Genomic DNA, 26,213 nt, shown 5'->3' with positions numbered 1-26,213 from the left:
AACGCAATAACTTCAGGCACTTATCTTTCGCCGTCGGTTGAAACCCCGCATGCGCCTGAAGCTGCTGACCAATCTCAATACCCTTCTATTGGTGGCCGTGTGCCTGGCCCTGGGTGCGACACTCTGGTGGTCGCAACGGGCGCTGGAACGACCTTACCTGTTGATGGAGCGTTATCTGGGTTTGTCCCAGACCTTTCAGAACCAGGCCGCGCGCAATATCGACGATTACCTGGCCAGCGGTGATGCCTTGCGCCTGAGCAGTGCCGGCCAGAGCCTGGAAAGCCTGCTGCAGCATCTGGATGACCTGCCGGCGGAGCTCGCGCAGAACCTGCGCCCCAGCCTCGTTGACCTTGATGCGTTCAGCAAAACCGACCTGCTGGCCGCCGGCAAACTGGCGGGTGACCCGCAAGCGCTGTTGCTGCAAGCCGAACGTGAAGTGGGTGCGAACCTGGAACAACTGAGCCAGTACGCGATGGGCGTCAACTCGCCTGAGGCGGCGCGCTACCTGCCGCCGCTGCTGGACGCGTCCCAGCACCTGGGCAAATTATCCCTGGCCCGCGATAAGCTGGTCAGCAGCGGGCGCGCCGAACTGGCCGACGATGTAGAGCGAGAGCTGGGCAGCATCCGCACCCAGGCCGAACGGTTGGCGCAATTGCCCCTGCTGGGCGTCAAGGCCAGTAGCGAATCCAGCGCCGATGACTTCTCCGCCATGATGGGCCTGGAAAACAACGAAAAGACCGAAGCGCAAGACACCGGCGTCGACCTCAAGCGCGAACTCAACAGCCTGCTGACCCGCTACCCCGCCGAACTCAAGCGCACCCGCGAGCAGATCCAGCAACGGGCCGACCTCGCCACGGCCACCCATTTGAAAATCGCCGCCGTGCAGCAAGCCATCGCCGGCCTGGAGCCCGTGGTGCGTGCGCAACACGGCAAGATCCAAGGCGAAGTACGCTTGATGCAGGGCGTGATGATCGGCCTGATCCTGCTGATCGCATTGTTGATCGATACCCTGCAACGGCGCCTGGCGCGGGTGCTGACCCATCTTGCCCCGGCGCTTTCGACCTGGGCCGAAGGCGACTTCGGCCAACCGATCGCCCTGGGCAAGACCAACCGCGAACTGCACGACATCGAAGCCTCCCTGAACCGTCTGCGCGCCTACCTGGTGGACTTAGTCGGCACCATTCGCGGCAATGCCGAGGAAGTTGCCGGCACCAGCCGTACCCTCGCCGAGCTGAGCAGCGGCCTTCACGACGGCGCCGAGCGTCAGGCGGGCGATACGGCGCAGATTCGTGACTCCCTGGGCGAGCTGGAAGCCACCATCCAGCAAGTGGCGGGTGATGCAAGCCAGGCCGCCGACGCCAGCCGCAGCGCGGGCCAGGCTGTGGAACAGGGTCAACGGGTGATCGGCTTGAGCCTCACCGGGCTGCATTCGCTGGTCGGCGAAGTGCAGCAAAATGCGCAGATGATCGAAAAACTCGCCGAGGAGTCCGCCACGATTGGCGGCGTGCTGACGGTGATCCGCTCGATTGCCGACCAGACCAACCTGCTCGCGCTCAACGCTGCCATCGAGGCCGCCCGCGCGGGTGAGGCCGGGCGCGGGTTTGCCGTGGTCGCCGATGAGGTGCGCTCCCTGGCCCAACGCACGGCGGGCGCCACGGCGCAGATCCAGGACCTGATCGCCGGCCTGCAAACCGCTGCCCACCAATCGGTGCAAGGCATGCGCGCCCAGGTCGAACACGCCGAAGCCACAGCCCAGCAAGCCCAGGCGGCGGATGGCGCGCTGGATGAAATCGTCGGGGCGATCCAGACCATCTCCGACACGGCAGTGCGCATCGCCGATGTGACGGCACAACAGAGCGGCGCCGTCAGCGAGATTCGCGATAACAGCGAGCGGATTCACCAGCTGGGTGAGGACAACCTGCAGCGCATCGGCCAAGGGCGCAGTCAGGGCGAGCACCTGCTGGTGCTGGGAGGCCAGCTCAATACGGCAGTCAAAGCCTTCCGCGTCTGAGCCGTTCCAACACCATATGAGGATAAATTTGGGAGGGGGCTTGCTCCCGATTGCGGAGTGTCAGTCTCAGTATCCATGACTGATCCACCGCAATCGGGAGCAAGCCCCCTCCCACAGTTGATGTTCGTTGGATTCGGAGTGTGCCGCCAATGACCGGATCCTGCGGCGCAGTCACAAACTTTGCGCTATCCTCGCTAATCGTGCCGCCTACTGCATAGAACTGGACAGTCACAAAGGCTTTGCGGCATAGTCGCCGGGTTCTGCCGTACCCCATCCATAACAAGGAACAGCCGATGGCGACCTTACTGGTTCTTCACGGACCCAACCTGAACCTGCTCGGCACCCGCGAACCGGGCGTCTATGGGGCAGTGACCCTGGATCAGATCAACCTTGATCTTGAGCGACGGGCCCGTGAAGCCGGCCACCATCTGCTCTACCTGCAAAGCAATGCCGAGTACGAATTGATTGATCGTATCCATGCCGCTCGCGGTGAAGGCGTGGACTTTATCCTGATCAATCCCGCCGCTTTTACACACACAAGCGTTGCATTACGTGACGCATTGCTGGCGGTGAGCATCCCATTCATCGAAGTGCATTTGTCCAACGTGCATAAACGCGAAGCTTTCCGCCATCACTCTTATTTCTCCGACGTAGCGGTAGGAGTGATCTGCGGCCTTGGCGCCAGCGGTTACCGACTGGCCCTGGAGGCCGCCCTGGAACAACTTGAACAACCGGCCAAGCGCCCCTGACCGACCCTTGGGAGTTGATGATTCATGGATATCCGTAAAGTTAAGAAACTGATCGAACTGCTGGAAGAATCCGGTATCGACGAGCTGGAAATCAAGGAAGGCGAAGAGTCCGTACGCATCAGCCGTCACAGCAAGACTCCGGCCCAACCCTACTACGCACCACAAATGCAGGCACCGGCTCCCGCCGCACCTGCTCCGGCCGCCGCACCCGCTGCCGCTGCTGCACCTGCCGCCCCAGCCGCACCTGCGCTGAACGGTTTCGTGGTCAAGTCGCCAATGGTCGGTACTTTCTACCGTACCCCGGCACCGGGTTCGCCATCCTTCGTTGAAGTCGGCAAAACCGTGAAAGTGGGTGACACCATCTGCATCGTTGAAGCGATGAAGATGATGAACCACATCACCGCTGAAAAAGCCGGCGTCATTGAATCCATCCTGGTAGAAAACGGTCAGCCGGTTGAGTACGACCAGCCGCTGTTCACCATCGTTTGAACCGCGGAGCGCCTTCGATGTTGAAACCTGCGAAGAAACTGCAAAAAGTCCTGATCGCCAACCGCGGCGAGATCGCGCTGCGTATCCTGCGCGCCTGTAAGGAAGAGGGCATCAAGACCGTCGCTGTTTACTCGACGGCCGATACCGAATTGATGCACGTGAAGCTGGCGGACGAAAGCATTTGCATCGGCCCGCCACTGGCCTCGAACTCGTACCTGAAAGTCTCCAACATCATCGCGGCCGCGGAAGTGACCGGCGCTGATGGCATCCACCCGGGCTACGGCTTCCTCGCGGAAAACGCCGACTTCGCCGAACAGGTGGAAAAGTCCGGCTTCGCCTTCATTGGCCCCAAAGCCGACACCATCCGCCTGATGGGCGACAAGGTGTCGGCCAAGGACGCGATGATTGCGACCGGCGTGCCAACCGTTCCAGGTTCTGATGGCCCGCTGCCTGAAGACGAGGAAACCGCCCTGCGCATCGGTCGCGAAGTCGGTTACCCGGTGATCATCAAAGCCGCTGGTGGTGGTGGTGGTCGCGGCATGCGTGTGGTGCACAAGGAAGAAGACCTGATCGAAGCGGCCAAACAGACCCGTGCCGAAGCCGGTGCCTGGTTCGGCAACTCGATGGTCTACCTGGAAAAGTACCTGACCAACCCACGTCACGTGGAAGTGCAGGTACTCTCCGACGGCCAGGGCAACGCCGTCCATTTGGGCGACCGCGATTGCTCGCTGCAACGTCGTCACCAGAAGGTACTGGAAGAAGCTCCGGCACCGGGCCTGGACGAAAAGGCTCGCCAGGAAGTGCTGGCTCGCTGCGTCAAGGCGTGCATCGACATCAACTACCGTGGCGCCGGCACCTTCGAGTTCCTCTACGAGAACGGCCGCTTCTACTTCATCGAGATGAACACTCGTGTGCAGGTAGAGCATCCGGTCACGGAGATGGTCACCGGTGTCGACATCGTCAAGGAGATGCTCAGCATCGCCGCTGGCAATAAGCTGTCCTTCACCCAGGACGACGTGAAGATCCACGGTCACTCCCTGGAGTGCCGGATCAACGCCGAAGACCCAAAAACCTTTATCCCAAGTCCAGGCCTGGTCAAGCATTTCCATGCTCCCGGCGGCAACGGCGTTCGCGTCGACTCGCACCTGTACAGCGGCTACAAGGTTCCGTCCAACTACGACTCGCTGATCGGCAAGCTGATCACCTGGGGCGCGACCCGCGACGAGGCCATGGCCCGCATGCGTAACGCCCTGGACGAAATCGTGGTCGACGGCATCAAGACCAACGTCCCCCTGCATCGGGACCTGGTTCGTGATGAAGGCTTCTGCGAAGGTGGTGTAAACATTCACTACCTGGAACACAAGCTGGCCAACCAGTAAGTGCTCTACCCAACAAAGCCGCCTTCGGGCGGCTTTGTTGTTTCTGGCCTGCTGATGTGATCGTTCCCACGCTCCGCGTGGGAATGCATCATGTGACGCTCCGCGTCACGAACGTGGGAACGATCGTCGGCGCAGTCGTCTTCTGCCCGCCTCTCGCGTAAACTTGCGCGCTTTCGCGACACATGTAGTCGTACACTCATTTTTTCAAAGGTGCCTGCCATGCCTTGGCTGCAAGTCCGTCTCGCCATCAGCCCAGAACAAGCCGAAACCTATGAAGACGCTTTCCTCGAAGTAGGCGCCGTTTCGGTCACGTTCATGGACGCCGAAGACCAGCCGATCTTCGAACCCGAACTCAACACCACGCCGCTGTGGTCCCACACCCACCTGCTGGCCCTGTTCGAAGACGGCACCGATGCCGCCAGCGTGCTGGCCCATATGGAATTGCTCACCGGTAGCCCGCTGCCGGAGCATCACAGCGAAGTGATCGAAGACCAGGATTGGGAACGCAGCTGGATGGACAACTTCCAGCCGATGCGTTTCGGCCAGCGCCTGTGGATCGTGCCGAGCTGGCACGCCGCACCGGAGCCTGGCGCCGTCAACCTGCTGCTGGACCCGGGCCTGGCGTTCGGCACCGGCACCCACCCCACCACTGCGCTGTGCCTGGAATGGCTGGATGGCCAGGACCTCACCGACTGCAACGTACTGGACTTCGGCTGCGGCTCGGGGATTCTGGCGATTGCCGCGCTGTTGCTGGGCGCCAAGCAAGCCGTGGGCACCGACATCGACGTGCAAGCCCTGGAAGCCTCCCGCGATAACGCAGGGCGCAACCACATTCCCGAGGACAAATTCCCGCTCTACCTGCCGGAGCAATTGCCCCAGGTGCAGGCCGACGTGCTGGTGGCCAACATCCTCGCCGGGCCGCTGGTTGCCTTGGCGCCGCAACTGTCGAGCCTGGTCAAGCCGGGCGGCCGCCTGGCGTTGTCGGGCATCCTGGCCGAGCAAGGCGAGGATGTCGCCGCCGCTTACGCCGAGGATTTCGAACTGGACCCGATCGCCAATCGTGATGGTTGGGTACGCATCAGCGGTCGTCGGCGCTAGAATGAGCGCTTGCCTGAATCGGATGGCCGCATGACCGACAGTTTCGTCACCCAGTGCCCGCATTGCCAAGCCCGCTTTCGCGTCAGCCACGCCCAGTTGAGCGTGGCCCGTGGCGTGGTGCGCTGCGGCTCGTGCCTGCAAGTGTTCAACGCGGCTCGCCAGTTGCTGGAGCAACGCGCTCAAGCACCTGTACCCGCACCTGCGCCGGAACCTGAACAACCGACCGCCGTCGAGGCAGCACCCGCGACGCCACGGGCCATCAGCCAGAAGCAGTGGACCGCCGAAGTACTGGACCTGGATAACCTGGACCTGGACGAAGAACTGGCCAAGCTGGAACGCCGTGAGATTCAGCATACTCAGCCATTGAACGCAGAGCGCCGCCAGGCGGGCCCCGACCGCCGGCAAAAAGACGCCCTCAGCGCCAGCCGCGACACCGCCAAGGCCGAGGAAGAAAAATGGGCCGCCAGCCTGTTCAGCGAACCGCCGGAAGAACGCGCCCAGGCCAATGACGCCGAACCACCCTCTGCGACCCGGCAGCGCACCGAACCGTCCATGTCGCATCCTATCGACGATCTGGATGATGAACCGCCGCTGAGTTCAGGCCCTGAGGATGAGGTTTTCGACCCGCCCGTGACGCCGGTCATCGACGAAGTGGAAGAGCCCGCTCCCGAGGAATCACAGCCGCGCCGCAAACAGGCACGGCCGCAGGCAAGCGTTCACGACGACGTCCTCCAGGACCTGGAAGACGATCCGCTGCACCTTTATTCACAGAAACGTCCGTCAGGCTGGGGCCGTCGACTGCTCTGGCTGCTGCTGGTAGTAATCGCCGCCGGCGGCCTCGCCGGCCAGTACATCGCCTACCAATTCGACGACCTGTCGCGCCAGGATGCCTACCGCCCCTGGTTCCAGCAGTTGTGCCCGAAATTGGGATGTACGGTGCCATCACGGGTCGACATTGCTCATATCAAGAGCAGCAACCTGGTGGTGCGCAGCCACCCGGAATTCGCCGGAGCATTGGTGGTGGATGCGATCATCTATAACCGTGCGACGTTCTCCCAGCCGTTTCCGCTGCTGGAACTGCGTTTCGCGGACCTGAACGGCAACCTGATCGCCAGTCGTCGCTTCAAACCCGCCGAATACCTGAGCGGCGAGCTGGCCGGCGTGAGCGAAATGCCCTCGCAAACTCCCATCCACATCTCCCTGGACATCCTCGACCCGGGCAATAAAGCCGTGAATTACAGCCTGAGCTTTCACTCGCCCGAGTGAAGCGGTGCACGACCGAAGGTTTGGCGACGGATTATTGACTGCATCGCCGCCGACCAAACCGACGGCGATAAAGAAATAGCTGCTCAGATTTTATCCAATTCAGCCTTTATCCAGTCATCGAGAGCGGGTATCATGCCAACCCTTTTTCGAACTCTAATGATCCGGCCCCACAACAGGGAAGTCCTATGTCGGCGGTACGCATCGGCCCATACACATTGCAGAACGGCTTGATTCTCGCCCCAATGGCGGGCGTCACCGACCAGCCCTTTCGTCAGTTGTGCAAGCGTTTGGGCGCGGGTCTAGTAGTCTCGGAAATGGTCACCAGCGACATGAGTTTGTGGAATACCCGCAAATCGCGGATGCGCATGATCCACGAAGGTGATCCCGAGCCCCGCTCGGTACAGATCGCCGGTGGTGATGCACAGATGCTGGCGGATGCGGCCCGGGCCAATGTGGAACTGGGTGCGCAGATCATCGATATCAACATGGGCTGCCCGGCCAAGAAGGTCTGCAACAAGGCCGCCGGTTCCGCGCTGTTGAAAGATGAGCAGTTGGTTGCCGAGATCCTGCAGGCCGTTGTTGGCGCAGTGGATGTGCCGGTCACGTTAAAGATTCGCACCGGCTGGGACCGGGACAACAAGAACGGCCTGACGGTGGCGAAGATCGCCGAACAGGCAGGAATTACAGCGCTGGCAGTGCATGGTCGCACCCGCGCCGACCTTTACACCGGTGAAGCCGAGTACGACACCATTGCCGCGATCAAGCAGGCGGTGTCGATGCCGGTCTTTGCCAACGGCGATATCGACTCAGCCGAGAAAGCCCGGCGCGTGCTGCACGCAACCGGTGCCGATGGCTTGTTGATTGGCCGGGCTGCCCAGGGGCGGCCGTGGATTTTCCGTGAGGTCGATCACTTTCTGCGTACCGGCGAAGTCTTGCCGGCACCGGAGCTGATCGAGGTGGAACGTATTCTGCTAGAGCATCTGGCCGCCCTGCACGCCTTCTATGGGGACGTGATGGGTGTACGCATTGCTCGCAAGCATGTCGGCTGGTATCTCGCAACCCTGCCGGGCGCCAGGGAGTTTCGCGCCCACTTCAATCGTTTGGAAGATACGCAAGCACAGGTCACCACCGTTCGAGAGTACTTCAGCGAGCGCGAAAAGAGCCTGAGGACAGGGAACGGAGAGGGGGTGGCCGCATGACGATGATGACCGAGACTTTAGTGAGTGGAACAACACCCGTGAGCGACAACGTCAATTTGAAACAGCACCTCAACACACCGAGCGAAGAAGGCCAGACCCTTCGCGGGAGTGTCGAGAAGGCGCTGCACAATTATTTCGCCCACCTTGAGGGCGCTTCCGTCACGGACGTGTACAACCTGGTCCTCTCGGAAGTCGAGGCGCCCTTGCTCGAAAGCGTGATGAACTACGTCAAGGGCAACCAGACCAAAGCCAGTGAGCTGCTGGGCCTCAACCGGGGCACCTTGCGCAAAAAGCTCAAGCAGTACGATTTGCTGTAAGCATTCAATCAACCCAGAAAGGCGCCCGCGTAAAAACGGTCGCCTTTTTTGCTGACTCCTTTGCTTTTGATGGAAATTGAAATGACCGACCAGACTACCCGCCTTCCGATCCGCCGCGCCTTGATCAGTGTTTCTGACAAGACCGGGATCCTCGAATTTGCCCGGGAGCTGGAAGCTCTGGGTGTGGAAATCCTCTCCACGGGCGGGACCTTCAAACTGCTGCAGGACAACGGCGTGGCCGCAGTAGAAGTCGCGGACTACACCGGTTTCGCGGAAATGATGGACGGTCGGGTCAAGACCCTGCATCCGAAAATCCATGGCGGCATCCTCGGCCGTCGCGGTATCGATGACGCCATCATGAGCGAGCACGGCATCAAGCCGATCGACCTGGTCGCCGTCAACCTGTACCCGTTCGAAGCTACCATCAACAAGCCAGGCTGCGACCTGCCGACCGCCATCGAAAACATCGATATCGGCGGCCCGACCATGGTGCGCTCGGCGGCCAAGAACCACAAAGATGTGGCCATCGTGGTCAACGCCGGCGACTACGGCCAAGTGCTGGAAAGCCTAAAAGCCGGTGGCCTGACCTACGCCCAGCGCTTTGACCTGATGCTCAAGGCGTTCGAACACACCGCCGCCTACGACGGCATGATCGCCAACTACATGGGCACCGTGAACCAGGCCGCGCAAACCCTGAGCACAGAAGGCCGCAGCCAGTTCCCGCGGACCTTCAACAGCCAGTTCATCAAGGCCCAGGAAATGCGCTACGGCGAGAACCCGCACCAGAGCGCGGCGTTCTACGTGGAAGCCAAGCCGGCCGAAGTGGGCATCGCCACCGCGACCCAACTGCAAGGCAAAGAGCTTTCCTACAACAACGTGGCCGATACCGACGCCGCGCTGGAATGCGTGAAGAGCTTCGTCAAGCCGGCCTGTGTGATCGTCAAACACGCCAACCCATGCGGCGTGGCCGTGAGCCCGGACGCAGAAGGCGGGATTCGCCAGGCGTATGAACTGGCCTACGCCACCGATACCGAATCGGCCTTCGGCGGCATCATCGCCTTCAACCGCGAACTGGATGCCGAAACCGCCAAGGCGATCGTTGATCGTCAGTTCGTCGAAGTCATCATCGCGCCAAGCGTGAGCGAAGAGGCACGTGCAATCGTTGCCGCCAAAGCCAACGTACGCCTGCTGGCCTGCGGCGAATGGTCGGCCGAACGAGCCGCTGCCTGGGACTACAAGCGCGTCAACGGCGGCTTGCTGGTACAGAGCCGCGACATCGGCATGATCAGCAGCGCCGACCTGAAAGTGGTGACCCAGCGCGCCCCGACCGAACACGAGATCAACGACCTGATCTTCGCCTGGAAAGTGGCCAAGTACGTCAAGTCCAACGCCATCGTCTACGCCAAGAACCGCCAGACCATCGGTGTCGGCGCTGGCCAGATGAGCCGTGTGAACTCGGCGCGTATCGCCGCGATCAAGGCCGAACACGCTGGCCTGCAGGTTGCCGGTTCGGTGATGGCCTCCGACGCATTCTTCCCCTTCCGTGACGGTTTGGACAACGCCGCGAAAGCCGGCGTAACCGCCGTGATCCAACCGGGCGGCTCGATGCGCGATGCCGAGGTGATCGCCGCGGCCGATGAAGCCGGCATTGCCATGGTCTTCACCGGCATGCGCCACTTCCGTCACTGATCGATCGTTCCCACGCTCCGCGTGGGAACGCAGCCTGGGACGCTTCGCGTCCCAAAGCGTGACGCAGAGCGTCACAAGAGGCATTCCCACGCAGAGCGTGGGAACGATGACCCAAACGAGGTTTTTGAAATGAATGTTTTGATCATTGGCAGCGGTGGCCGTGAACACGCCCTGGCCTGGAAAGTTGCCCAGGACCCACGCGTTCAGAAAGTCTTCGTGGCCCCCGGCAACGCCGGCACCGCGATTGAAGCCAAGTGTGAAAACGTCGCCATCGACGTGTTGGCCCTTGAGCAACTGGCCGACTTCGCCGAAAAGAACGTCGCCCTGACCATCGTCGGCCCGGAAGTCCCGCTGGTTGCAGGCGTCGTGGACCTGTTCCGCAGCCGTGGCCTGGATTGCTTCGGCCCAACCGCCGGCGCGGCCCAACTGGAAGGCTCCAAGGCGTTCACCAAGGATTTCCTGGCTCGCCACAAGATCCCGACCGCCGACTACCAGAACTTCACCGAGATCGAGCCGGCCCTGGCTTACCTGCGTGAAAAAGGTGCACCGATCGTGATCAAGGCCGATGGCCTGGCCGCCGGCAAAGGCGTGATCGTTGCCATGACCCTGCAGGAAGCCGAAGACGCCGTGCGCGACATGCTCGCCGGCAACGCCTTTGGTGAGGCCGGCTCGCGCGTCGTCATCGAAGAATTCCTCGATGGCGAAGAAGCCAGCTTCATTGTGATGGTCGACGGCAAGAACGTATTGCCAATGGCCACCAGCCAGGACCACAAACGCGTCGGCGACGGCGACACTGGCCCGAACACCGGCGGCATGGGTGCGTACTCCCCTGCCCCAGTGGTCACCAGCGAGGTGCACCAGCGCGTCATGGACCAGGTGATCTGGCCGACCGTGCGCGGCATGGCCGACGAAGGCAACGTGTACACCGGTTTCCTGTACGCCGGCCTGATGATCGACAAAGCCGGCAACCCGAAAGTCATCGAGTTCAACTGCCGTTTCGGCGACCCGGAAACCCAGCCGGTGATGTTGCGCCTGCAATCGAGCCTGGTGCTGCTGGTGGAAGCCGCCCTGGCCCAGGCGCTGGACAAGGTTGAAGCGCAGTGGGACCCTCGCCCGAGCGTCGGCATTGTGCTGGCGGCCGGTGGCTACCCTGCCGACTACGCCAAGGGCGATGTGATTGAAGGCCTGGACGCGGCAGCTGCGCTGGAAGGCAAGGTGTTCCACGCGGGCACCGCGCTCAAGGATGGCAAAGTCGTGACCGCGGGTGGCCGCGTGCTGTGCGCCACGGCAATGGGCGCCAGTGTCGACGCGGCGCAACAACAGGCATACAAGCTGGCGGCGAAAATCGACTGGAAAGGCTGTTTCTACCGTACGGACATCGGCTATCGCGCCATTGCCCGTGAACGTGGCCAGAACAGCTGAGCCGCTACTCTCCAGTAGCTATCCGTTCGGTTAGGTAAGGGCCTTCGGCCCTTGCCCTACGCATGTCGCCCCGCGCATAGTTAACCCATGCATCACGTGCATCAACCTACGAAGGGATTTCGCCGTGCGCTGGCTCAGGATCGCCATAGGTTTCACCGTCAGCCTGCTGACACTGCTCTGCTTGTTCCCGGCCCAGGCCGCGGCGCAAGGCAGTGGTTGGGCGGTATTACTTGATGAACAGGCCGACCTGCAACTGAGCGACATCCGCTCCTCACGCTACACCAATCAATTCAGCCCCATCGAACTGGACCGGATTACCGCTGCGCAACCGGACGGCGCGTTGTGGGTGCGCTTCAGGCTGCAACCCGGCAAGCACGAACAAGTGCTGCGGGTGTTTGCCCCGGACTTGTCCCATCTGAGCCTGTATGTGCTGGACGGCGACACCCTGGTGGAACAACAGACCACCGGCACCCGCCAACCCCAGGTTGAAAGGCCGCTACCGAGCAGCGACTTCATGCTGCCGATGCCCCAGAGCCCCAAACCACTCGACGTCTACCTGCGCCTGGTGTCGGAGCATGAGCTGCGCCCCTATATCACCCTGGAGCCGGCCGTACTGGCGGCGGCCGACCAGCACCAGACGCTGATCTACGGGCTGCTGTTCGGCGTCCTCTTGATGCTGATCCTGCACAACCTCACGCGCTTCGCCTACCACCGCTCGCGGAGCAGCCTATGGCTGGCCGCCTGCGAGTTCCTGTTGATGCTCAGCCTGCTGCTGTTGCTCAACCTGATCGGGCCCTGGCTGCCGAACTGGCAAGCCATCCAGACGCCCGGCGCCTACCTCGCGCTATTGCTGACCGCCCCCTGCGGGCTGATGTTTGCCTACCGCTTCTTCATGCCGCTGGGCCCGCATCCGCTGAACAAACTGTTGATGGCGGACATCCTGTTCATCGTGCTGTGCGGTCTGCTGCTGTTGTTCGTCAACACCTTGCCGCTGAACATCATCACCTATGCCCTGGTCGCCCTGGCCGGGTTGAGCATGCTGTTCATCTCGGCCTACCACTGGCAGAAAGGCTATCGCCCGGCACGCTTGTTCGTGGCGGCCATGGTGGTGTTCAACCTCGGCACGCTGATCATCCTGCCGGCCCTGCTCGGCCTGACACTGGTAGCACCGCAGGGTTTGATCGTCACCCTACTGAGCTTTATCTGCCTCAGTGGCCTACTGATGAGCCTGGCCCTGGGCGAGCGCCAGCGTGCAATTGTTGAAACCCGCTTCAGCCTCAGCCGCGACCTGGCCGCCAGCAACGCCGAGATCGCGGCCAAGGCCGAGTTCCTGGCGAAGATCAGCCACGAAATCCGCACCCCCATGAACGGCGTGCTGGGCATGACCGAATTGCTGCTGGGAACGCCGTTGTCGGTCAAACAGCGGGACTACGTGCAGACCATCCACAGCGCCGGGAATGAGCTGCTCACGCTGATCAACGAGATCCTCGATATCTCCAAGCTGGAGTCCGGGCAGATCGAGCTCGATGATGTGCAGTTCGACCTCAACGCACTGATTGAAGACTGCTTGAGTATCTTCCGCGCCAAGGCCGAGCAGCAAAACGTCGAACTGATCAGTTTTATCCAGCCCCAGGTGCCTCGTGTGATCAGTGGCGACCCGACACGTCTGCGCCAGGCACTGTTGAGCCTGCTGGAAAACGCCCTGCAGAAAACCGACGAAGGCGAAGTGCTGATCGTCGTCGCCCTGGACGAGCGCAGCCCCAAGCCGCGCCTGCGCATTGCCGTGCAAGACAGTGGCGTCCCCATGGACGCCATCGAGCGCGATGCCCTGCTGCACAGCGAACTGCACAGCAAGAACTTCCTCTCGGCCACCCGTTTGAGTGGCCATCTGGGCCTGGTCATCGCCCGCCAACTGATCCTGCTGATGAACGGCGAGTTCGGCATCAAGAGCAGCAGCCATCAGGGCAGCACCCTGTGGTTGACCCTGCCGCTGGACCCGGAACGTCTGGAACACCCGACCTCCGATCTCGATGGCCCGCTCAAGGGCGCACGGGTGCTGGTGGTGGACGACAACGACACCTGTCGCAAAGTGCTGGTGCAGCAATGCTCGGCCTGGGGCCTGAACGTGAGTGCCGCGCCCTCCGGCAAAGAGGCCCTGGCCTTGTTGCGCACCAAGGCGCACCTGCGCGATTACTTCGATGTGGTGCTGCTGGACCAGAACATGCCGGGCATGACCGGCATGCAGCTGGCGGCAAAGATCAAGGAAGACCCGAGCCTGAACCACGACATCCTGCTGATCATGCTCACCGGCATCAGCAACGCGCCGAGCAAGATCATCGCGCGCAATTGCGGGATCAAGCGCATTCTCGCCAAGCCAGTGGCCGGGTATACGCTCAAGACCACCCTGGCCGACGAACTGACGCAGCGCAGCAAAGGCAACGTGCCGCCACGCCCCGTCCTCAGTGCACCGGCAGCCATCACCGTACCTGCCGATTTCCGCATCCTGGTGGCTGAAGACAACAGCATCTCCACCAAGGTGATCCGTGGCATGCTCGGCAAGCTCAACCTCAACCCGGACACCGCCAGCAACGGCGAAGAAGCACTGGAGGCCATGAAAGCCCAGCGTTACGACCTGGTCCTGATGGACTGTGAGATGCCGATCCTCGATGGCTTCTCGGCGACCCAGCAACTGCGTGCCTGGGAAGTCAGCCACCAGCGCATCCGTACGCCGGTCGTGGCGCTGACGGCGCACATTCTGTCGGAACACAAAGAACGCGCACGCCTGGCCGGGATGGATGGGCATATGGCCAAGCCGGTGGAATTGTCGCAGTTACGTGAGTTGGTGGAATACTGGGTGGCGCAGCGTCAACAGCGCCCGGAACACGCCCCCTCCTGAGAAACTTGTAGTGAGCGGGCTTGCCCCGCGCTGGGGGGCGGAGCCGCCCCAATAACAACGCCGCAGTGTTTCAGAAAGACCGAGGTGTCTGGTTTTAGGGCGGCTTCGCCACCCAGCGCGGGGCAAGCCCGCTCACTACAAAGCCCCTTGCAGATTTGGTGTGTGCCGCCTGATAGACTCCACACACTTTATCCGCCACGAGCCACTCACATGCTCCACGTGTTATTCAGCGTCTACCTGAAAATGCTGGTGCTCTACAGCCCGTTCTTCGTGCTGTCCTGTTTTATCAGCCTTACCCGGGGTTATTCCAGCAAGGAGCGTCGGCGCCTGGCGTGGAAAGTGGCGCTGGCCACACTGGTGTCGAGCGTGCTGCTCTACCTGTTCGGCCGCGTGATTTTCAGTGTCTTCGGCATCACGGTGGATGCCTTCCGCATCGGCGCCGGTAGCGTACTGTTCATTTCCGCCCTGGGCATGGCCCAGGGCAAGTCGGCGGTACAGGCCGACAATGTGCAGCAGGACGTGACCATCGTACCGCTGACCATCCCCCTCACGGTCGGCCCCGGTACGATCGGCGCCCTGCTGGTGATGGGCGTGAGCCAGCCGCATTGGGATGACAAGATCATGGCCATCCTCAGCATCGCCCTGGCCAGCCTCACGGTCGGTGTGGTGCTGTATTTGTCCAACCGCATTGAACGCATTCTTGGCGACCAGGGCTTGCAGATTGTCAGCCGGCTGATGGGGTTGTTCGTCTGCGCGCTGGCCGCGCAGATCATCTTTACCGGCGTGCGCGGTTACCTGGTGCCCTAGATGCGGTACTTGGCGATCGCCAGTTGCACCTTGTCTCCCGCACTCTCGCGCATCAGCTGAAGGGTCTTTTCGTTGACCACCGTGGTGTTCAGCACCAGGCAGGTCTGCCCGCTGAAAGCCTCGAACGAGGAGCTGTCCCACTCCAGGAAGGGCAAGCCCACCTGTTTATCCACGCCACGGGTGCTGTAGGTCACCAGCACCATCATCAATCCACCCTCTGTTTGCGCACAAGACGCCAGGCCAAAATCACCGCCCTGATGCACCGAGCTATTGCGTTTGAACAACTCGAACGACGCCGGCGTCTGCTTCAACGCCTCCAATGCATCGGCCGCCAGTTTCGGCAGCGCAGTGAGCAGCGGCCCGGACAAGGCACTCGACGCCAGCATGCCGGCGATGAGGTTCAGCGCCGCCAATTGCACGGTCAGGCCCTTGCCCATACGTGAGACCCGCTCGAAGCTGCTGCGCACCGGCAACCACCCCAGGCTGACCATCACCTTGATGAATTCGTCGTACCAATCCTCGGTTCCACGGTGCACTTTCAGCACATCGCTGACGTAGCTGCTGGCCAGCAAATAGCTTTTACGCACGTACTCCCTGTTCAGGCCGGACAAGCCTTCGGCAAACGAGATGACGCCATTGTTGACCACGGCTGCATTGAAGTCGTCCTCGGCGTCCTGCGGTAAAACCGCCTGCCTGGCTGATGCTCCCGGCAGCTTATAGGCAGCAATCAACTTGCGCCGTTTTGTACTGCTGATCCCTCTGTGATGTCGCTCCATTTTGATTCTCCACAAGCACCCCAACTCGGGGCTTATGTCCACCCTAGTCCACGGGCTGATGGGCTTTCCAGACGCTATAAATCCCTTGGCCCAACCCGGCGAAGCGCGCTGCCCAGCAATCACGCCGCGTGACGGGCAGGCTGGCGGATTTCGTCGCAGAAAAAAGAAAAAGCCCCGAACGACGCCAGGAAAATCCCTGGGTCATTCGGAGCTTTCCGGCGACCAATGAAGCGCTTTCAGGACGCAGGCTTTTCGCCGTACCAGCGCGGTGTATATACCCATTGACCGCCACCGGCACGCGGGAATGTGCAGGTAGTGGACGAGCCGATCAACACCATGGTGCGCATGTCCACCTGCTCCGGCGTCAGTTGCCCCAACGTAGTGACACGCAGGGTCTGGCCCGGACGACCGATATCGCGCCCCAGCACCACGGGCGTTTCAGGCGTGCGGTGCAGTGCCACGATTTCCAGTGCACGCCCCAGCTGCCACGGGCGTGAGCGGGAGATCGGATTGTAGAACGCCAGCGCCAGATCGGCCTGGGACGCGAGGTCCAGGCGTTTTTCGATGATCGACCACGGCTTGAGGTTGTCCGACAGCGACATCACACAGAAGTCATGGCCCAACGGCGCCCCCGCCTGGGCGGCGGTGGCGAGCGAGGCCGAGACACCCGGCAGGATTTGCAGGTCGACCTGATGCCACGTCGGGTCGGTGGACTCGTGCAAAGCCTCGATCACCGCGGCGGCCATGGCGAACACGCCCGGGTCGCCGGACGACACCACCACCACCGAGCGCCCCTGGGCCGCCAGCTCGAAAGCGTGGCGCGCGCGCTGCATTTCTTCGCGGTTATCGGTGCAGTGCTGCACCTGATCGTCACGAAACGGGCCGGCCATGCGCACGTAGGTTTCGTAACCCAGTACGTCGGTGCAACGCGCCAGTTCAGCCTTGACCGCCGGCACCATCAATTCGGCGGCGCCAGGGCCGAGGCCGATCACGGCAAGGCGGCCACGCACCCGGCCGACTTGCGACAGGTCCAATGGTTGCTCGGCGACATCGATGACGATATCGGCATCGCGGCCGGCACTGACGAAACGCAGCGGTACACCCAGCTCCAACGCCGCTGCGTGCAACGACGCTTCAGCCATGTGCGTATCGCTGGCCAGCAGGCACGCCAGGGATTGCACGGCGATACCCGCCTCACCCAGCGCCGTGCGCACACGCTCAGCCAGTTGTGCACCTGGTTTGCAGGTTACGCTCACGTTCTTCGGATAAATCAGCAATTCATCGGGGACTGGGCTGCGCTCGGCATTGCCCACGTGAATCGCCAGGCGTGCCTGTGCGTCCTGGGGCAGGTTGGCCTGGTCCAACCACGGCGCTACGCCCTCGATGCGTACCCTTTCACCGGCCAGCAGGTCGGAAACGAAGCGCTTGCCCAGCTCCAGATCCGCCAACTCATAGCCCTTGGGCGGGTTGAGCAGACAAGTGCCGAAACGCAGCTCGCCACTGGTGGTAATCGCAGCGGCCACCTGCAGCGCAGCACCAATGTCGCGTGCCATGACGTTCACGCCGCCCAGCCCGCCGAGCAGCGGCACCACGGCGCTACCGTCTTCGGCAACCGCCAGCACGGCGGGTTCTTCGCCCTTTTCCAGCAGCAGCGGCGCCAGGGTGCGGATCACAATGCCGGCGGCGCACAGCGCAATCAGCGGCGTGCCTTGTTGATAGAGCTGGCGCAGGGTCGTACCGAACTCACTGTAGACCCGGTCGGCGCCGTCGACCCGAGCCGCCAGGCCGTAGATCAAGGCGCCGGGGTACACCTGCTGGATCTTGCGCGCAGTGGCCAGGCTGCCCTGGCCGAGGATGACAATCGCTGGGCTCATCAACCTTGCCACCGTTCACCGGGTACGATGATCAACGAAAAGTACGGCGACGAAGCCGGATCCACCTGGTCCAGCGGTACGATCTTCTGGTTGGCCATGGTCGCGCGCTCCACATACAGCGCACGCTTGGCCAGGCCGAGCTCTTCGAGCACCTGGCGCACCTTGGGAAAGTTGCGCCCCAACTTCATGATCACCGCGGCATCGGCGTCCGCCAGGCGGCGCTTGAGATCGTCGTGGGGCAACACGCCCGAAAGCACCGACAAGCTCTGGTTGCGATACACCAACGGCGCGCCGAGCACCGACGCACCACCGAGCATCGAACACACCCCCGGAATGACCTGGGCTTCATAGCGTTCGGCCAGGCGGTCGTGCAGGTACATGTAGGAGCCATAGAAGAACGGGTCGCCTTCGCAGATCACCGCCACGTCGCGGCCGGCGTCCAAGTGCGCGGCCACGTCGACACTGGCGGCGTCGTAGAAATCGCTGATGACCTGTTCATAGGACATCGGTGCCGGCAACACCTCGGTGGTCACCGGGTACACCAGCGGCATCAGGGTCTGCTGCGGCACCAGGTGCTCTTCGATGATGCCGAAGGCGTTGCCCTTCTTGCCCTTGGCCACGAAGTACGCCACCACCGGCGATTCGCGCAGCAGGCGCAGGGCCTTGAGGGTGATGAGTTCCGGGTCACCGGGGCCGACGCCCAGGCCGATCAAACGTCCGCGTACCGGCATTATTCGACCTCCGTGGCCAAGGCGTTGACCGCAGCGGCAGCCATCGCACTGCCGCCCAGGCGGCCCTGCATGATCACAAAGGGCACGCCACGGCTATCGGCTGCAAGCATGGCCTTGGATTCGGCAGCGCCGACAAACCCCACCGGGAAACCCAGGATCAATGCCGGTTTCGGGGCGCCGGCGTCGAGCATTTCCAGCAAGTAGAACAAGGCCGTCGGCGCGTTGCCGATCACCACCACGCTACCTTCCAGGTGCGGGCGCCACAGCTCCAGGGCGGCAGCGGAACGGGTGTTGCCCAGCTCCCTCGCCAATTGCGGCACGCTGTCGTCGCGCAGGGTGCAGATCACGGGGTTATTGGCCGGCAGGCGTGCTCGGGTCACGCCTTCGGAGACCATTCGCGCATCACACAGAATCGGCGCGCCAGCGGCCAACGCAGCGCGCCCGGCCTGGCCCGCGCCTTCGGAAAACTGCAGGCCGTCGATTGCCTCGACCATGCCGCACGCATGAATCACGCGCACCGCGAGTTTTTCCAGGTCGGCCGGGATACGGTCCAACTTGGCTTCCGCGCGAATAATGGCAAAGGAGTTGCGATAGATCTCCTGACCGTCGCGGATGTAATCAATCATCGGTGTTGCTCCGTGGGCGGGCGCGTAGCAAGGCGCCCGTCGCTTCAATGGAAAGGTTGTGCGCGTGCAGCCGGCCGAAACCGGGTTTGGCTGGATCACGAAAATAGAGGTCGTAGTGACCCGGGCTTACCGCCAGCAGCGTGACCGGCGCGGTGTGCGCGGCGGCGCAGGAACGCGGGCAGCCGGACAGGTGCACGTCATGGCCGGGGTGCAACGCGGCGAGTTGCACCGCGTCAGCCTTGGTGTCGGCCAGGGCTTTGCCGCAGCCGCTGGAGCCGGTGCAGGCGATCATGCGCGCCAGGGGCTGCTCGATAGAACAGAGAAAGCCCAACTGCGCCAGGCGTTGGGTCACTGCGTGCGGCTTTTCGACGTAGGGCAGTAGCACGCCCTGCCAAGGCGTGAAACGCAAGGTGCCGTCGCCGTACTCGTTGGCCAGTTGCGCAGCGCCTTTGAGCATCGTCGAATCCAGGCGGCCCAACGGGGCGATAGCCGCGACGTAGAACTGGTTCTTTTGCTCCTGTGGATAGGTTCCGAGGTGCAGCAACGCACCGCTGGGCGGGCGTTTGAAGCCGTCGGTGGACAGCAGCGGCAGGTTGAGACGGCCCAACACACTCTCCACGGGCAGATGGCGCATGCGGGTTTGCGCAGGGCTCGCCAGATCGAGGAACGCTTCCAGGACCACCACCACCAGGGCATGGCCCTGCTCCAGCGGTACGGCGCCCAACGGTGCATTCAGCCCAGGGCAACCGGCCAGGCCGAACGCGAGCAGCGTCTGGCCGTCGCGTACAAACGCCGACAGCCACAGATCGTGATGATGTTCGAGCATCGCCAGGGCTTCGCCACCATCCAGCTGCACCGCGAACTTGGCCGACAGCTCATGAAAGCGCGGATGGCTTTGCAAGGTGGCGAGAATCTGGTCGGCCAACGGGCGAGTGTCGAACAGCATTTGCGGGTCGATACCGGCGCTGGGGCTGAGCATCAGGTTGCGCACGTCGTCGCCGCCGGCGTTGCGGGGGCCAAGACCTGCGGCCAGCAGCGTCGCAATCAGCGCTTCCTGGTCGGCACCGATTCCGCGAATCTGCAGGTTGGCGCGGTTGGTCGCCTCGATCACCCCACCGGCATAGGCCTGGGCCGCGTCTGCCACGGCGCTGGCTTGGGCGGCGGTGATTGAACCGCCCGCCAGTTTGACCCGGCAAATGCCGCCATCCAGCGCCTGGACAATACGCAGCAACCCCGGACAAGCCGAGGGGCGCAAGGTATTCACAGCGGGCGTTGGGTTCACGGGGCTACCGGTTGACGGGTCAAGGCGCGGTATTATGCCTGCTTTGTCCGGCGGCATGAAAAGCCTGCCCGTCGGATGTCGTTCAAGGAATTGATATGTCGCCCTGGCTGACGGTTGTAGGCATCGGTGAAGACGGCTTCAAGGGGCTGGGCAGGAATGCCCGGCATGCCCTGTTGCGCGCCACGCGGATCATAGGCGGCCAGCGCCAGCTGGACCTGTTGCCGGTATGCATTCGGGGTGAGCGCCAAGTGTGGCCAAGCCCGTTTTCCCTGGAGCCGGTGCTGGCTCGGCGTGGCGAACCGGTGTGCGTGCTGGCCAGCGGCGATCCGATGTTCTATGGCGTGGGCGCCAGCCTGGCGCGGCAGGTGCCGGCGGCAGAGTCGCTGATAGTGCCGGCGCCGTCGTCGGTGTCGCTGGCGGCGGCGCGATTGGGCTGGCCATTGCAGGAAGTGGTGACGTTATCCGTGGTGGCCCGGCCCTTGGCGGCGCTGAATATGCACTTGGCCAGCGGCGTGCGGTTGCTGGTGTTGAGCAACGACGGTCGCAGCCCTGCTGCGATCGCCTCGTTGCTGGCTGAATCCGGGTTCGGGCCCAGCCGGTTGAGCGTGTTCGAACACCTGGGCGGCGCGGACGAGCGGCGTATCGACGGTTTGGCGGCTGATTGGCAACAGGCTTCAGTCGCCGATTTGAACCTGGTCGCCATCGACTGCGTAGCCTCCTGCGCAACACCCCGCCTGTCACGCCTGGCGGGCCTGCCCGATTCCGCCTTCAAGCACGACGGTCAATTGACCAAGCGCGACGTGCGCGCCATGACCCTGGCCCGCCTCGCGCCGATGCCCGGTGAACTGCTGTGGGATGTGGGCGCGGGCAGCGGCTCCATTGGTATCGAATGGATGCGTGCGCACCCCAGTTGCCGTGCGCTGGCGATTGAAGCGGATGAAGGTCGCCAGGGCCTGATCGAACACAACCGCGATGCGCTGGGCGTGCCTGGGCTGCAACTGGTTCGCGGCAAGGCTCCCGAGGCGTTACGCGGTCTGGAAGCACCGGACGCGATCTTCATCGGCGGCGGCGTCACCCGCGACGGCGTGCTCGAGACCTGCTGGCAACAGCTGCGGCCTGGTGGAAGGCTGGTCGCCAATGCCGTGACCCTGCAAAGCGAAATGACCTTGATGAACTGGCGCGCCCAGCATGGCGGCGAGCTGACCCGTGTCCATGTGGCGCAGGCGCAGCCGCTGGGCGAGTTCGATACCTGGCGCCAGGCGTTGCCGATCACGCTGCTTGAAGTGGTCAAGCCGCTATGAAACGCATCTTGCTGCTGGGCGGCGTGACCGAGGCACTGGCAATTGCGCGGACTCTGGGGCCGGAGCATATCTACAGTCTGGCCGGGGTGGGCCGCGTGCCGACGGACCTCAAGTGCCAGGTGCGGGTTGGCGGCTACGGCGGCGCCGAGGGCTTGGCGGCGTTTGTTCGGGACGAGGGGATTGGCCTGATTCTCGACGCGACCCACCCCTACGCGGCGCAGATCAGCCGCAATGCCGCCGAGGCTGCACAGTTGAGCGACATCCCATGCTGGGCGCTGCGGCGTCCGGCATGGCAGCCGCAGGCCGGGGATGATTGGCGCGAGGTCAGCGATTGGGCCGACTTGATCGCCGCCCTAAAACCCTTCAAGCGCCCCCTGTTCACGTTGGGCCGCGAACCGTTGCAGCACCTCGATGAAATCCCGGTTGACCAGTTCTGGACACTGCGCGCGCTGGACGTGTATCCGGGGAATGAGCGGTGTGAAGTGATCGGCGCACGTGGGCCGTTTTTGATCGAAGACGAACGCGCGTTGTTTGAACGGCGCGCGATTGATGTGTTGATCAGCAAGAACAGCGGTAGCGCAGCGACGGAGCCGAAGCTGGAAGTGGCGAGGGAGCGAGGGGTGCCGGTGCTGGTGTTGAAGCGGCCGGTGTTGGCTCTAGTAGAGCGCGAATTCTTGTCGCCTGAAGAAACACTCATCGCATTGGCAAATTTCATTCGATAAGTCAGGATTGCTCGCTTGCTTGATTAGTAACCTATTTGTTACCTTCAGGACGGCTGATGATTGAGATTGAAGAATACCGACGCGATAACCAGTCGAGCCCGTTCGATGAATGGTTTTCATCTTTGAGTGTACCGGCGGCAAGCAGAGTTTCCACGGCGTTGGTTCGACTTGAAATGGGTAACACCAGCAACATCAAGTGGTTCGATGGGATCGGCGAATACCGCATCGACTGGGGGCCTGGCCTAAGAATCTATCTCATACAAGAAGGTCAACGACTAATCATCCTGTTCGGTGGTGGAGACAAGTCCACTCAGAAGCGCGATATCAAAGCCGTAAAGTCGCTGGTTATTGAGCATCAGCGTTGCAAGAAACTGGAACAAAAGAGGTGACCCGCATGGCGCTAACCCGCAGCTACAAACACACCATCGCCGAACGTGCTCAGCGCGACCCTGAATTTGCCCAAGCGCTCCTTGACGAGGCAGCTACGCTGTTTCTCAATGGTGAACCGGAAATTTCACGCGTGATTCTGCGTGATCTAGTTAACGCAACGGTGGGTTTCGAGGGACTTGCGAAAGAAACCGCCAAACCGAGTAAAAGCCTGCACCGAATGCTGTCAGCCAGTGGCAACCCAAGCATGGATAACCTTGCGGCGATTTTTGCGGTGATTAGAAAAGCCTTGGGCGTTGATATGCAGGTCCACGGAGTTCCAACTGCATAATTTACAGCTCCACGTCACCAATCGTTCCTCCGGGTGAACGCAGGAACGATTTGACATAAGGCTTCTAACTCATCGTAGGCATTGTTTGTCCAACACCGTCGCGCACGCGATCCGCAAGCAACTGCGCCAACTCAATCAACTGCGCAACGCCCAGCAACTCCTCTCGTTTCGAGCCTTCCAGGTTAAACGCAATATCGCAACTCAGTGCATTGGCCGAGGCGAGTGTTTCGCTGAGGTTGACCAACAGGTCCTCGGTGCTGATTTCATCGGCCACGGTGAAGAGCCGGATGGGGGGATTTGGGGTGGGTTTAAACATGATGAACTCCTCAATCTAAGTGGAACTGCCACTCATCGCCGCGACGCGATGGGGTGGCAGCTGTGCGCAGGTTCGCGGACCGGAGATCAAGGAAGCCGGCATACCCGAGGGTATCCCACGCACAGCCACCATAGCGCCGCACAGTAAACGATAAAAAAGCGTCAACTGAAAGGAGGCAATGCTTGATCTATCCGGGCCGCGACGCCCGACCGCTGAGTTCACAGCGGTGTACGGAGACTAGAGATCGAGTGTCCTAGGGGCAACCTCAAAGACTTGTCGGATATTTCCGTTTGCACGAACAATCAGCCGGACCGTCACCGATTTCGCTCCTCACCTTGAAGCCGAATTCCCCTACAAACACTTCCGAACCAGCCGGCTGGTTCAGCCAAAAGCCACCGCTCTAACCTCCCCTCTCGCGGTTTCGCACCGGCATCCGCGATGGGGATGCACTGATTTTGCAGTGCGTCGCACTTGTCATGCTGTATCCCAAGGAATACGATTCGAGATGATCCGTTTCAAGAGATCCGCCGAGTTTCAGGAGTGGTTTCATTCGTTGCGCGATAAACCCGCCCGTGGACGAGTACTGACAAGATTAGATAACGCAACGATGGGCAACTTCGGAGACTGCGAAACCGTTGGAAATGGCGTATCGGAAATGCGCATCCACTATGGCCCGGGATACCGGGTTTACTTCATGCGCATAGGTGAGGTGGTTTACCTGCTGTTGATAGGAGGCGATAAATCAACGCAACAGCGCGACATTCAGCGTGCGAAACAAATTGCAGATGAGTTTAGAAAAAAAGGAGTGGTCCATGACTGAATTTAAAGATTTCGACATAGCCGAATACCTCAAGACCCCCGAGGACATGGCCGAGTATCTTGAAGCCTCTTTCGAGGAGGATTCAGGTGACGGATTGCTGATTCGTTCAGCCCTTAATCATATCGCTCGCGCCCAAGGCATGACCCAAATCGCCCGCGACGCCGGCCTCGGACGCGAAAGCTTGTACAAAGCCCTTTCCAGCACTGGCAATCCCGAATTCGCGACTATCATGAAGGTCATGAAAGCGCTGGGGCTGAAGCTCCACGCCAGCGCTCGCTGATAGCACTGCGACACCAAACCACACCACCGCTTTTTACTTATCCCCCCCGATCAGGCTAAATACCCCCCTGATCGTTAAACCCCTACGGATTGTCCGCCATGGCCCGTCAACGCTTTGCAATTGTGTGGATCGCCTGCCTTGCAGTGCTGTTCAACGCCTTTGCCATGCCGATGGCCGGGGCGATGCAACAGTCCCAGGACCCCGTGCAGCAATTGCTGTGGGGCAGTTTCTGCTCCTCCAATGGCGCCAGCCTGAAGACCATCGCCCTGGGCAAACTGGAGATTCCGGCGCCGCAGCAGGACGATCATTCCGCCATGCAGCACTGCTGGTGTTGCTCGGGCTCGGCGCCATTGGTGGCGCTGCCGGGGCATGTGCCGCAGTTGTATGTCACCCGGTTCGACGCCGCGCAAAGCTTGCCGGCGCCCCGGGTGCAAACCCCAACCCCGCGCCAGCAATGGCCCAGCCTCAACCCTCGCGCCTCTCCAACGGCCTGATGTCTTCGCAAGTGAACTGCGTTTAGAACCGTTCTGGAGAACTGCCATGCTCAAATCTTCCCTGCTTCTGGCTGCGTTGCTGTTGCCGGTGTTCAGTGCTGCCAACGCCGAGGACTACAAGGCCGGCGACTTGCTGGTCAGCCAACCCTGGTCCCAGGAGTTGCCGCCCAATGCGCCGACCGTCGCGGCGTATTTTGTGATTCATAACACCGGTGAAACGCCGGACCGCCTGCTCAGCGTGCAAACGCCGGTGGCGGACAAGGCCGAGCTGCATGAGCATGTGATGCAGGGCGACTTGATGAAGATGCAGCAAGTACCCAGCGTGGCAGTGCCGGCCAAGGGCGAGCTGACCTTCGCACCGATGGCCTATCACGTGATGTTGCTGGGGCTCAAAGACCGCAGCCTGTTGACCGATGGCAAGCAGTTCCCACTGGTATTGACCTTCGAAAAAGCCGGCAAGGTGCAGGTACAGGTCTCGGTGCAGAAAACACCACCGATGGCCGGCCACGAGCATAAGCACGCCCAATAGGCTGACACACAATGGGCGCCCCTCGCGCCAGGCTATCGGTGCACCGCCGCGTGAAACGCGGCAGTTGGATCAGCCTGTTCGCCATGTTGATGATCTTTATCGGTCCGCTGATCTCCCAAGCGATGCCGATGGATCATCACGCCGGTATGTCGATGAACATGCCGATGGAGCATGGCCAAGCCCATCACAAAAAAGCACCTGACGAACACCACGCACTCTGGGCCAAGTGCGGCTATTGCGACCTGCTCTTCAGCTGCCCGGCCTTGCCCGGCAGCGTTTCGCCGGTGCTGCTTGATACCCCGCCGCCCGCCAACGCCCTCACCCCCGCCACGCGCCTGGGCCATGCCCGGCAGAGCATCTTCCCCGGCGCCCGCAGCCGCGCCCCACCCATCCTTACGTAAGCGCACCAAGCACCGTTACTT

Annotated in this window: 27 protein-coding genes; 21 read left to right on the top strand and 6 right to left on the bottom strand. The window is 61.9% G+C overall.

Features of this window, described 5'->3' with window-relative positions; genetic code table 11:
- Positions 1 to 49: 49 nt before the first annotated feature.
- From DK870_RS02560 to DK870_RS02505, 12 genes are all read left to right on the top strand, one after another.
- The gene (locus tag DK870_RS02560; protein ID WP_161547812.1) at positions 50 to 2,011 is read left to right on the top strand and encodes a methyl-accepting chemotaxis protein; all 1,962 of its coding nucleotides are present in this window, start codon (positions 50 to 52) and stop codon (positions 2,009 to 2,011) included.
- 293 nt (positions 2,012 to 2,304) lie between these two features.
- Complete coding sequence (gene aroQ, locus DK870_RS02555; RefSeq protein WP_010213488.1) at positions 2,305 to 2,760, top strand: type II 3-dehydroquinate dehydratase; 456 nt, start codon at positions 2,305 to 2,307, stop codon at positions 2,758 to 2,760.
- A gap of 24 nt (positions 2,761 to 2,784) precedes the next feature.
- Positions 2,785 to 3,249: an acetyl-CoA carboxylase biotin carboxyl carrier protein gene (accB, locus tag DK870_RS02550; protein WP_060755020.1), complete on the top strand. Its 465-nt coding sequence runs from the start codon at positions 2,785 to 2,787 to the stop codon at positions 3,247 to 3,249.
- Positions 3,250 to 3,266: 17 nt separating this feature from the next.
- Entirely contained in the window at positions 3,267 to 4,628 is a 1,362-nt protein-coding gene (gene accC, locus DK870_RS02545) for an acetyl-CoA carboxylase biotin carboxylase subunit (RefSeq protein ID WP_060755021.1), read from the top strand.
- A 219-nt stretch (positions 4,629 to 4,847) separates the two neighbouring features.
- The gene (gene prmA, locus DK870_RS02540; RefSeq protein WP_060755022.1) at positions 4,848 to 5,726 is read left to right on the top strand and encodes a 50S ribosomal protein L11 methyltransferase; all 879 of its coding nucleotides are present in this window, start codon (positions 4,848 to 4,850) and stop codon (positions 5,724 to 5,726) included.
- A gap of 30 nt (positions 5,727 to 5,756) precedes the next feature.
- Complete coding sequence (locus DK870_RS02535; RefSeq protein WP_161547811.1) at positions 5,757 to 6,992, top strand: DUF3426 domain-containing protein; 1,236 nt, start codon at positions 5,757 to 5,759, stop codon at positions 6,990 to 6,992.
- Between the two features lie 185 nt (positions 6,993 to 7,177).
- Positions 7,178 to 8,191, top strand: coding sequence for a tRNA dihydrouridine synthase DusB (gene dusB, locus DK870_RS02530; protein ID WP_161547810.1), 1,014 nt, complete (start codon positions 7,178 to 7,180; stop codon positions 8,189 to 8,191).
- Entirely contained in the window at positions 8,188 to 8,508 is a 321-nt protein-coding gene (gene fis, locus DK870_RS02525; protein WP_002555375.1) for a DNA-binding transcriptional regulator Fis, read from the top strand. The genes dusB and fis overlap by 4 nt, the downstream gene beginning before the upstream one ends.
- An 81-nt stretch (positions 8,509 to 8,589) precedes the next feature.
- Positions 8,590 to 10,197: a bifunctional phosphoribosylaminoimidazolecarboxamide formyltransferase/IMP cyclohydrolase gene (gene purH / locus DK870_RS02520; RefSeq protein WP_060755025.1), complete on the top strand. Its 1,608-nt coding sequence runs from the start codon at positions 8,590 to 8,592 to the stop codon at positions 10,195 to 10,197.
- Between the two features lie 129 nt (positions 10,198 to 10,326).
- Entirely contained in the window at positions 10,327 to 11,619 is a 1,293-nt protein-coding gene (purD, locus tag DK870_RS02515) for a phosphoribosylamine--glycine ligase (RefSeq protein WP_060755026.1), read from the top strand.
- Between the two features lie 124 nt (positions 11,620 to 11,743).
- On the top strand, positions 11,744 to 14,515 hold the full coding sequence (locus DK870_RS02510; RefSeq protein WP_060755027.1) for a hybrid sensor histidine kinase/response regulator: 2,772 nt from the start codon (positions 11,744 to 11,746) through the stop codon (positions 14,513 to 14,515).
- A 210-nt stretch (positions 14,516 to 14,725) separates the two neighbouring features.
- The gene (locus tag DK870_RS02505; RefSeq protein WP_060755028.1) at positions 14,726 to 15,322 is read left to right on the top strand and encodes a MarC family protein; all 597 of its coding nucleotides are present in this window, start codon (positions 14,726 to 14,728) and stop codon (positions 15,320 to 15,322) included.
- Here DK870_RS02505 and DK870_RS02500 read toward each other — a convergent pair.
- The 5 genes from DK870_RS02500 to cobG all read right to left on the bottom strand — a co-directional run bounded on the left by DK870_RS02500 (position 15,319) and on the right by cobG (position 20,668).
- Positions 15,319 to 16,098 (bottom strand): hypothetical protein, encoded by a 780-nt coding sequence (locus tag DK870_RS02500; RefSeq protein ID WP_161547809.1) that lies wholly within the window; start codon positions 16,096 to 16,098, stop codon positions 15,319 to 15,321. The two genes, DK870_RS02505 and DK870_RS02500, sit on opposite strands and share 4 nt — an antisense overlap.
- A gap of 236 nt (positions 16,099 to 16,334) precedes the next feature.
- Positions 16,335 to 17,972 (bottom strand): precorrin-3B C(17)-methyltransferase, encoded by a 1,638-nt coding sequence (cobJ, locus tag DK870_RS02495; RefSeq protein ID WP_161547808.1) that lies wholly within the window; start codon positions 17,970 to 17,972, stop codon positions 16,335 to 16,337.
- Positions 17,972 to 18,703, bottom strand: coding sequence for a precorrin-2 C(20)-methyltransferase (locus tag DK870_RS02490; RefSeq protein WP_161547807.1), 732 nt, complete (start codon positions 18,701 to 18,703; stop codon positions 17,972 to 17,974). The genes cobJ and DK870_RS02490 overlap by 1 nt, the downstream gene beginning before the upstream one ends.
- Complete coding sequence (locus DK870_RS02485) at positions 18,703 to 19,329, bottom strand: precorrin-8X methylmutase (protein ID WP_090367047.1); 627 nt, start codon at positions 19,327 to 19,329, stop codon at positions 18,703 to 18,705. Before DK870_RS02485 ends, DK870_RS02490 begins: the two co-directional genes overlap by 1 nt.
- Entirely contained in the window at positions 19,322 to 20,668 is a 1,347-nt protein-coding gene (cobG, locus tag DK870_RS02480; protein ID WP_161547806.1) for a precorrin-3B synthase, read from the bottom strand. Before cobG ends, DK870_RS02485 begins: the two co-directional genes overlap by 8 nt.
- A 38-nt stretch (positions 20,669 to 20,706) precedes the next feature.
- Here cobG and DK870_RS02475 point away from each other — a divergent pair, with 38 nt between their 5' ends.
- The 4 genes from DK870_RS02475 to DK870_RS02460 are packed head-to-tail and all read left to right on the top strand — an operon-like array spanning position 20,707 to position 23,352.
- Positions 20,707 to 21,912, top strand: a complete 1,206-nt coding sequence (locus DK870_RS02475; protein ID WP_060755034.1) for a bifunctional cobalt-precorrin-7 (C(5))-methyltransferase/cobalt-precorrin-6B (C(15))-methyltransferase — start codon at positions 20,707 to 20,709, stop codon at positions 21,910 to 21,912.
- Entirely contained in the window at positions 21,909 to 22,634 is a 726-nt protein-coding gene (locus DK870_RS02470; RefSeq protein WP_161547805.1) for a cobalt-precorrin-6A reductase, read from the top strand. Before DK870_RS02475 ends, DK870_RS02470 begins: the two co-directional genes overlap by 4 nt.
- 56 nt (positions 22,635 to 22,690) lie before the next feature.
- Entirely contained in the window at positions 22,691 to 23,023 is a 333-nt protein-coding gene (locus tag DK870_RS02465; RefSeq protein ID WP_161547804.1) for a type II toxin-antitoxin system RelE/ParE family toxin, read from the top strand.
- Positions 23,024 to 23,028: 5 nt separating this feature from the next.
- Positions 23,029 to 23,352: a DNA-binding protein gene (locus DK870_RS02460; protein ID WP_046485680.1), complete on the top strand. Its 324-nt coding sequence runs from the start codon at positions 23,029 to 23,031 to the stop codon at positions 23,350 to 23,352.
- Between the two features lie 64 nt (positions 23,353 to 23,416).
- On the opposite strand, the gene DK870_RS02455 is transcribed toward DK870_RS02460, so the two are convergent.
- Positions 23,417 to 23,668, bottom strand: coding sequence for a DUF6124 family protein (locus DK870_RS02455; RefSeq protein WP_161547803.1), 252 nt, complete (start codon positions 23,666 to 23,668; stop codon positions 23,417 to 23,419).
- 505 nt (positions 23,669 to 24,173) lie between these two features.
- Between DK870_RS02455 and DK870_RS02445 the strand changes: the two genes are divergently transcribed.
- The 5 genes from DK870_RS02445 (at position 24,174) to DK870_RS02425 (ending at position 26,192) form a co-directional block, all read left to right on the top strand.
- Positions 24,174 to 24,488: a type II toxin-antitoxin system RelE/ParE family toxin gene (locus tag DK870_RS02445; protein ID WP_060755039.1), complete on the top strand. Its 315-nt coding sequence runs from the start codon at positions 24,174 to 24,176 to the stop codon at positions 24,486 to 24,488.
- The gene (locus tag DK870_RS02440; protein WP_060755040.1) at positions 24,481 to 24,768 is read left to right on the top strand and encodes an addiction module antidote protein; all 288 of its coding nucleotides are present in this window, start codon (positions 24,481 to 24,483) and stop codon (positions 24,766 to 24,768) included. Before DK870_RS02445 ends, DK870_RS02440 begins: the two co-directional genes overlap by 8 nt.
- 98 nt (positions 24,769 to 24,866) lie before the next feature.
- Entirely contained in the window at positions 24,867 to 25,262 is a 396-nt protein-coding gene (locus tag DK870_RS02435) for a DUF2946 domain-containing protein (protein ID WP_090367063.1), read from the top strand.
- A gap of 46 nt (positions 25,263 to 25,308) precedes the next feature.
- Positions 25,309 to 25,791 (top strand): copper chaperone PCu(A)C, encoded by a 483-nt coding sequence (locus DK870_RS02430; RefSeq protein WP_161547801.1) that lies wholly within the window; start codon positions 25,309 to 25,311, stop codon positions 25,789 to 25,791.
- 11 nt (positions 25,792 to 25,802) lie between these two features.
- Positions 25,803 to 26,192 carry a DUF2946 domain-containing protein gene (locus tag DK870_RS02425; protein WP_161547800.1) on the top strand — a complete coding sequence of 130 codons (390 nt, stop codon included), beginning with the start codon at positions 25,803 to 25,805 and terminating at the stop codon, positions 26,190 to 26,192.
- Positions 26,193 to 26,213: the final 21 nt, after the last annotated feature.

It is taken from the genome of Pseudomonas sp. Q1, assembly GCF_009935975.1.
GTDB lineage: Bacteria > Pseudomonadota > Gammaproteobacteria > Pseudomonadales > Pseudomonadaceae > Aquipseudomonas > Aquipseudomonas palleroniana.
The sequence above is the reverse complement of the archived record's forward strand: the minus strand, read 5'-3'. Positions and strand labels throughout refer to the sequence as shown.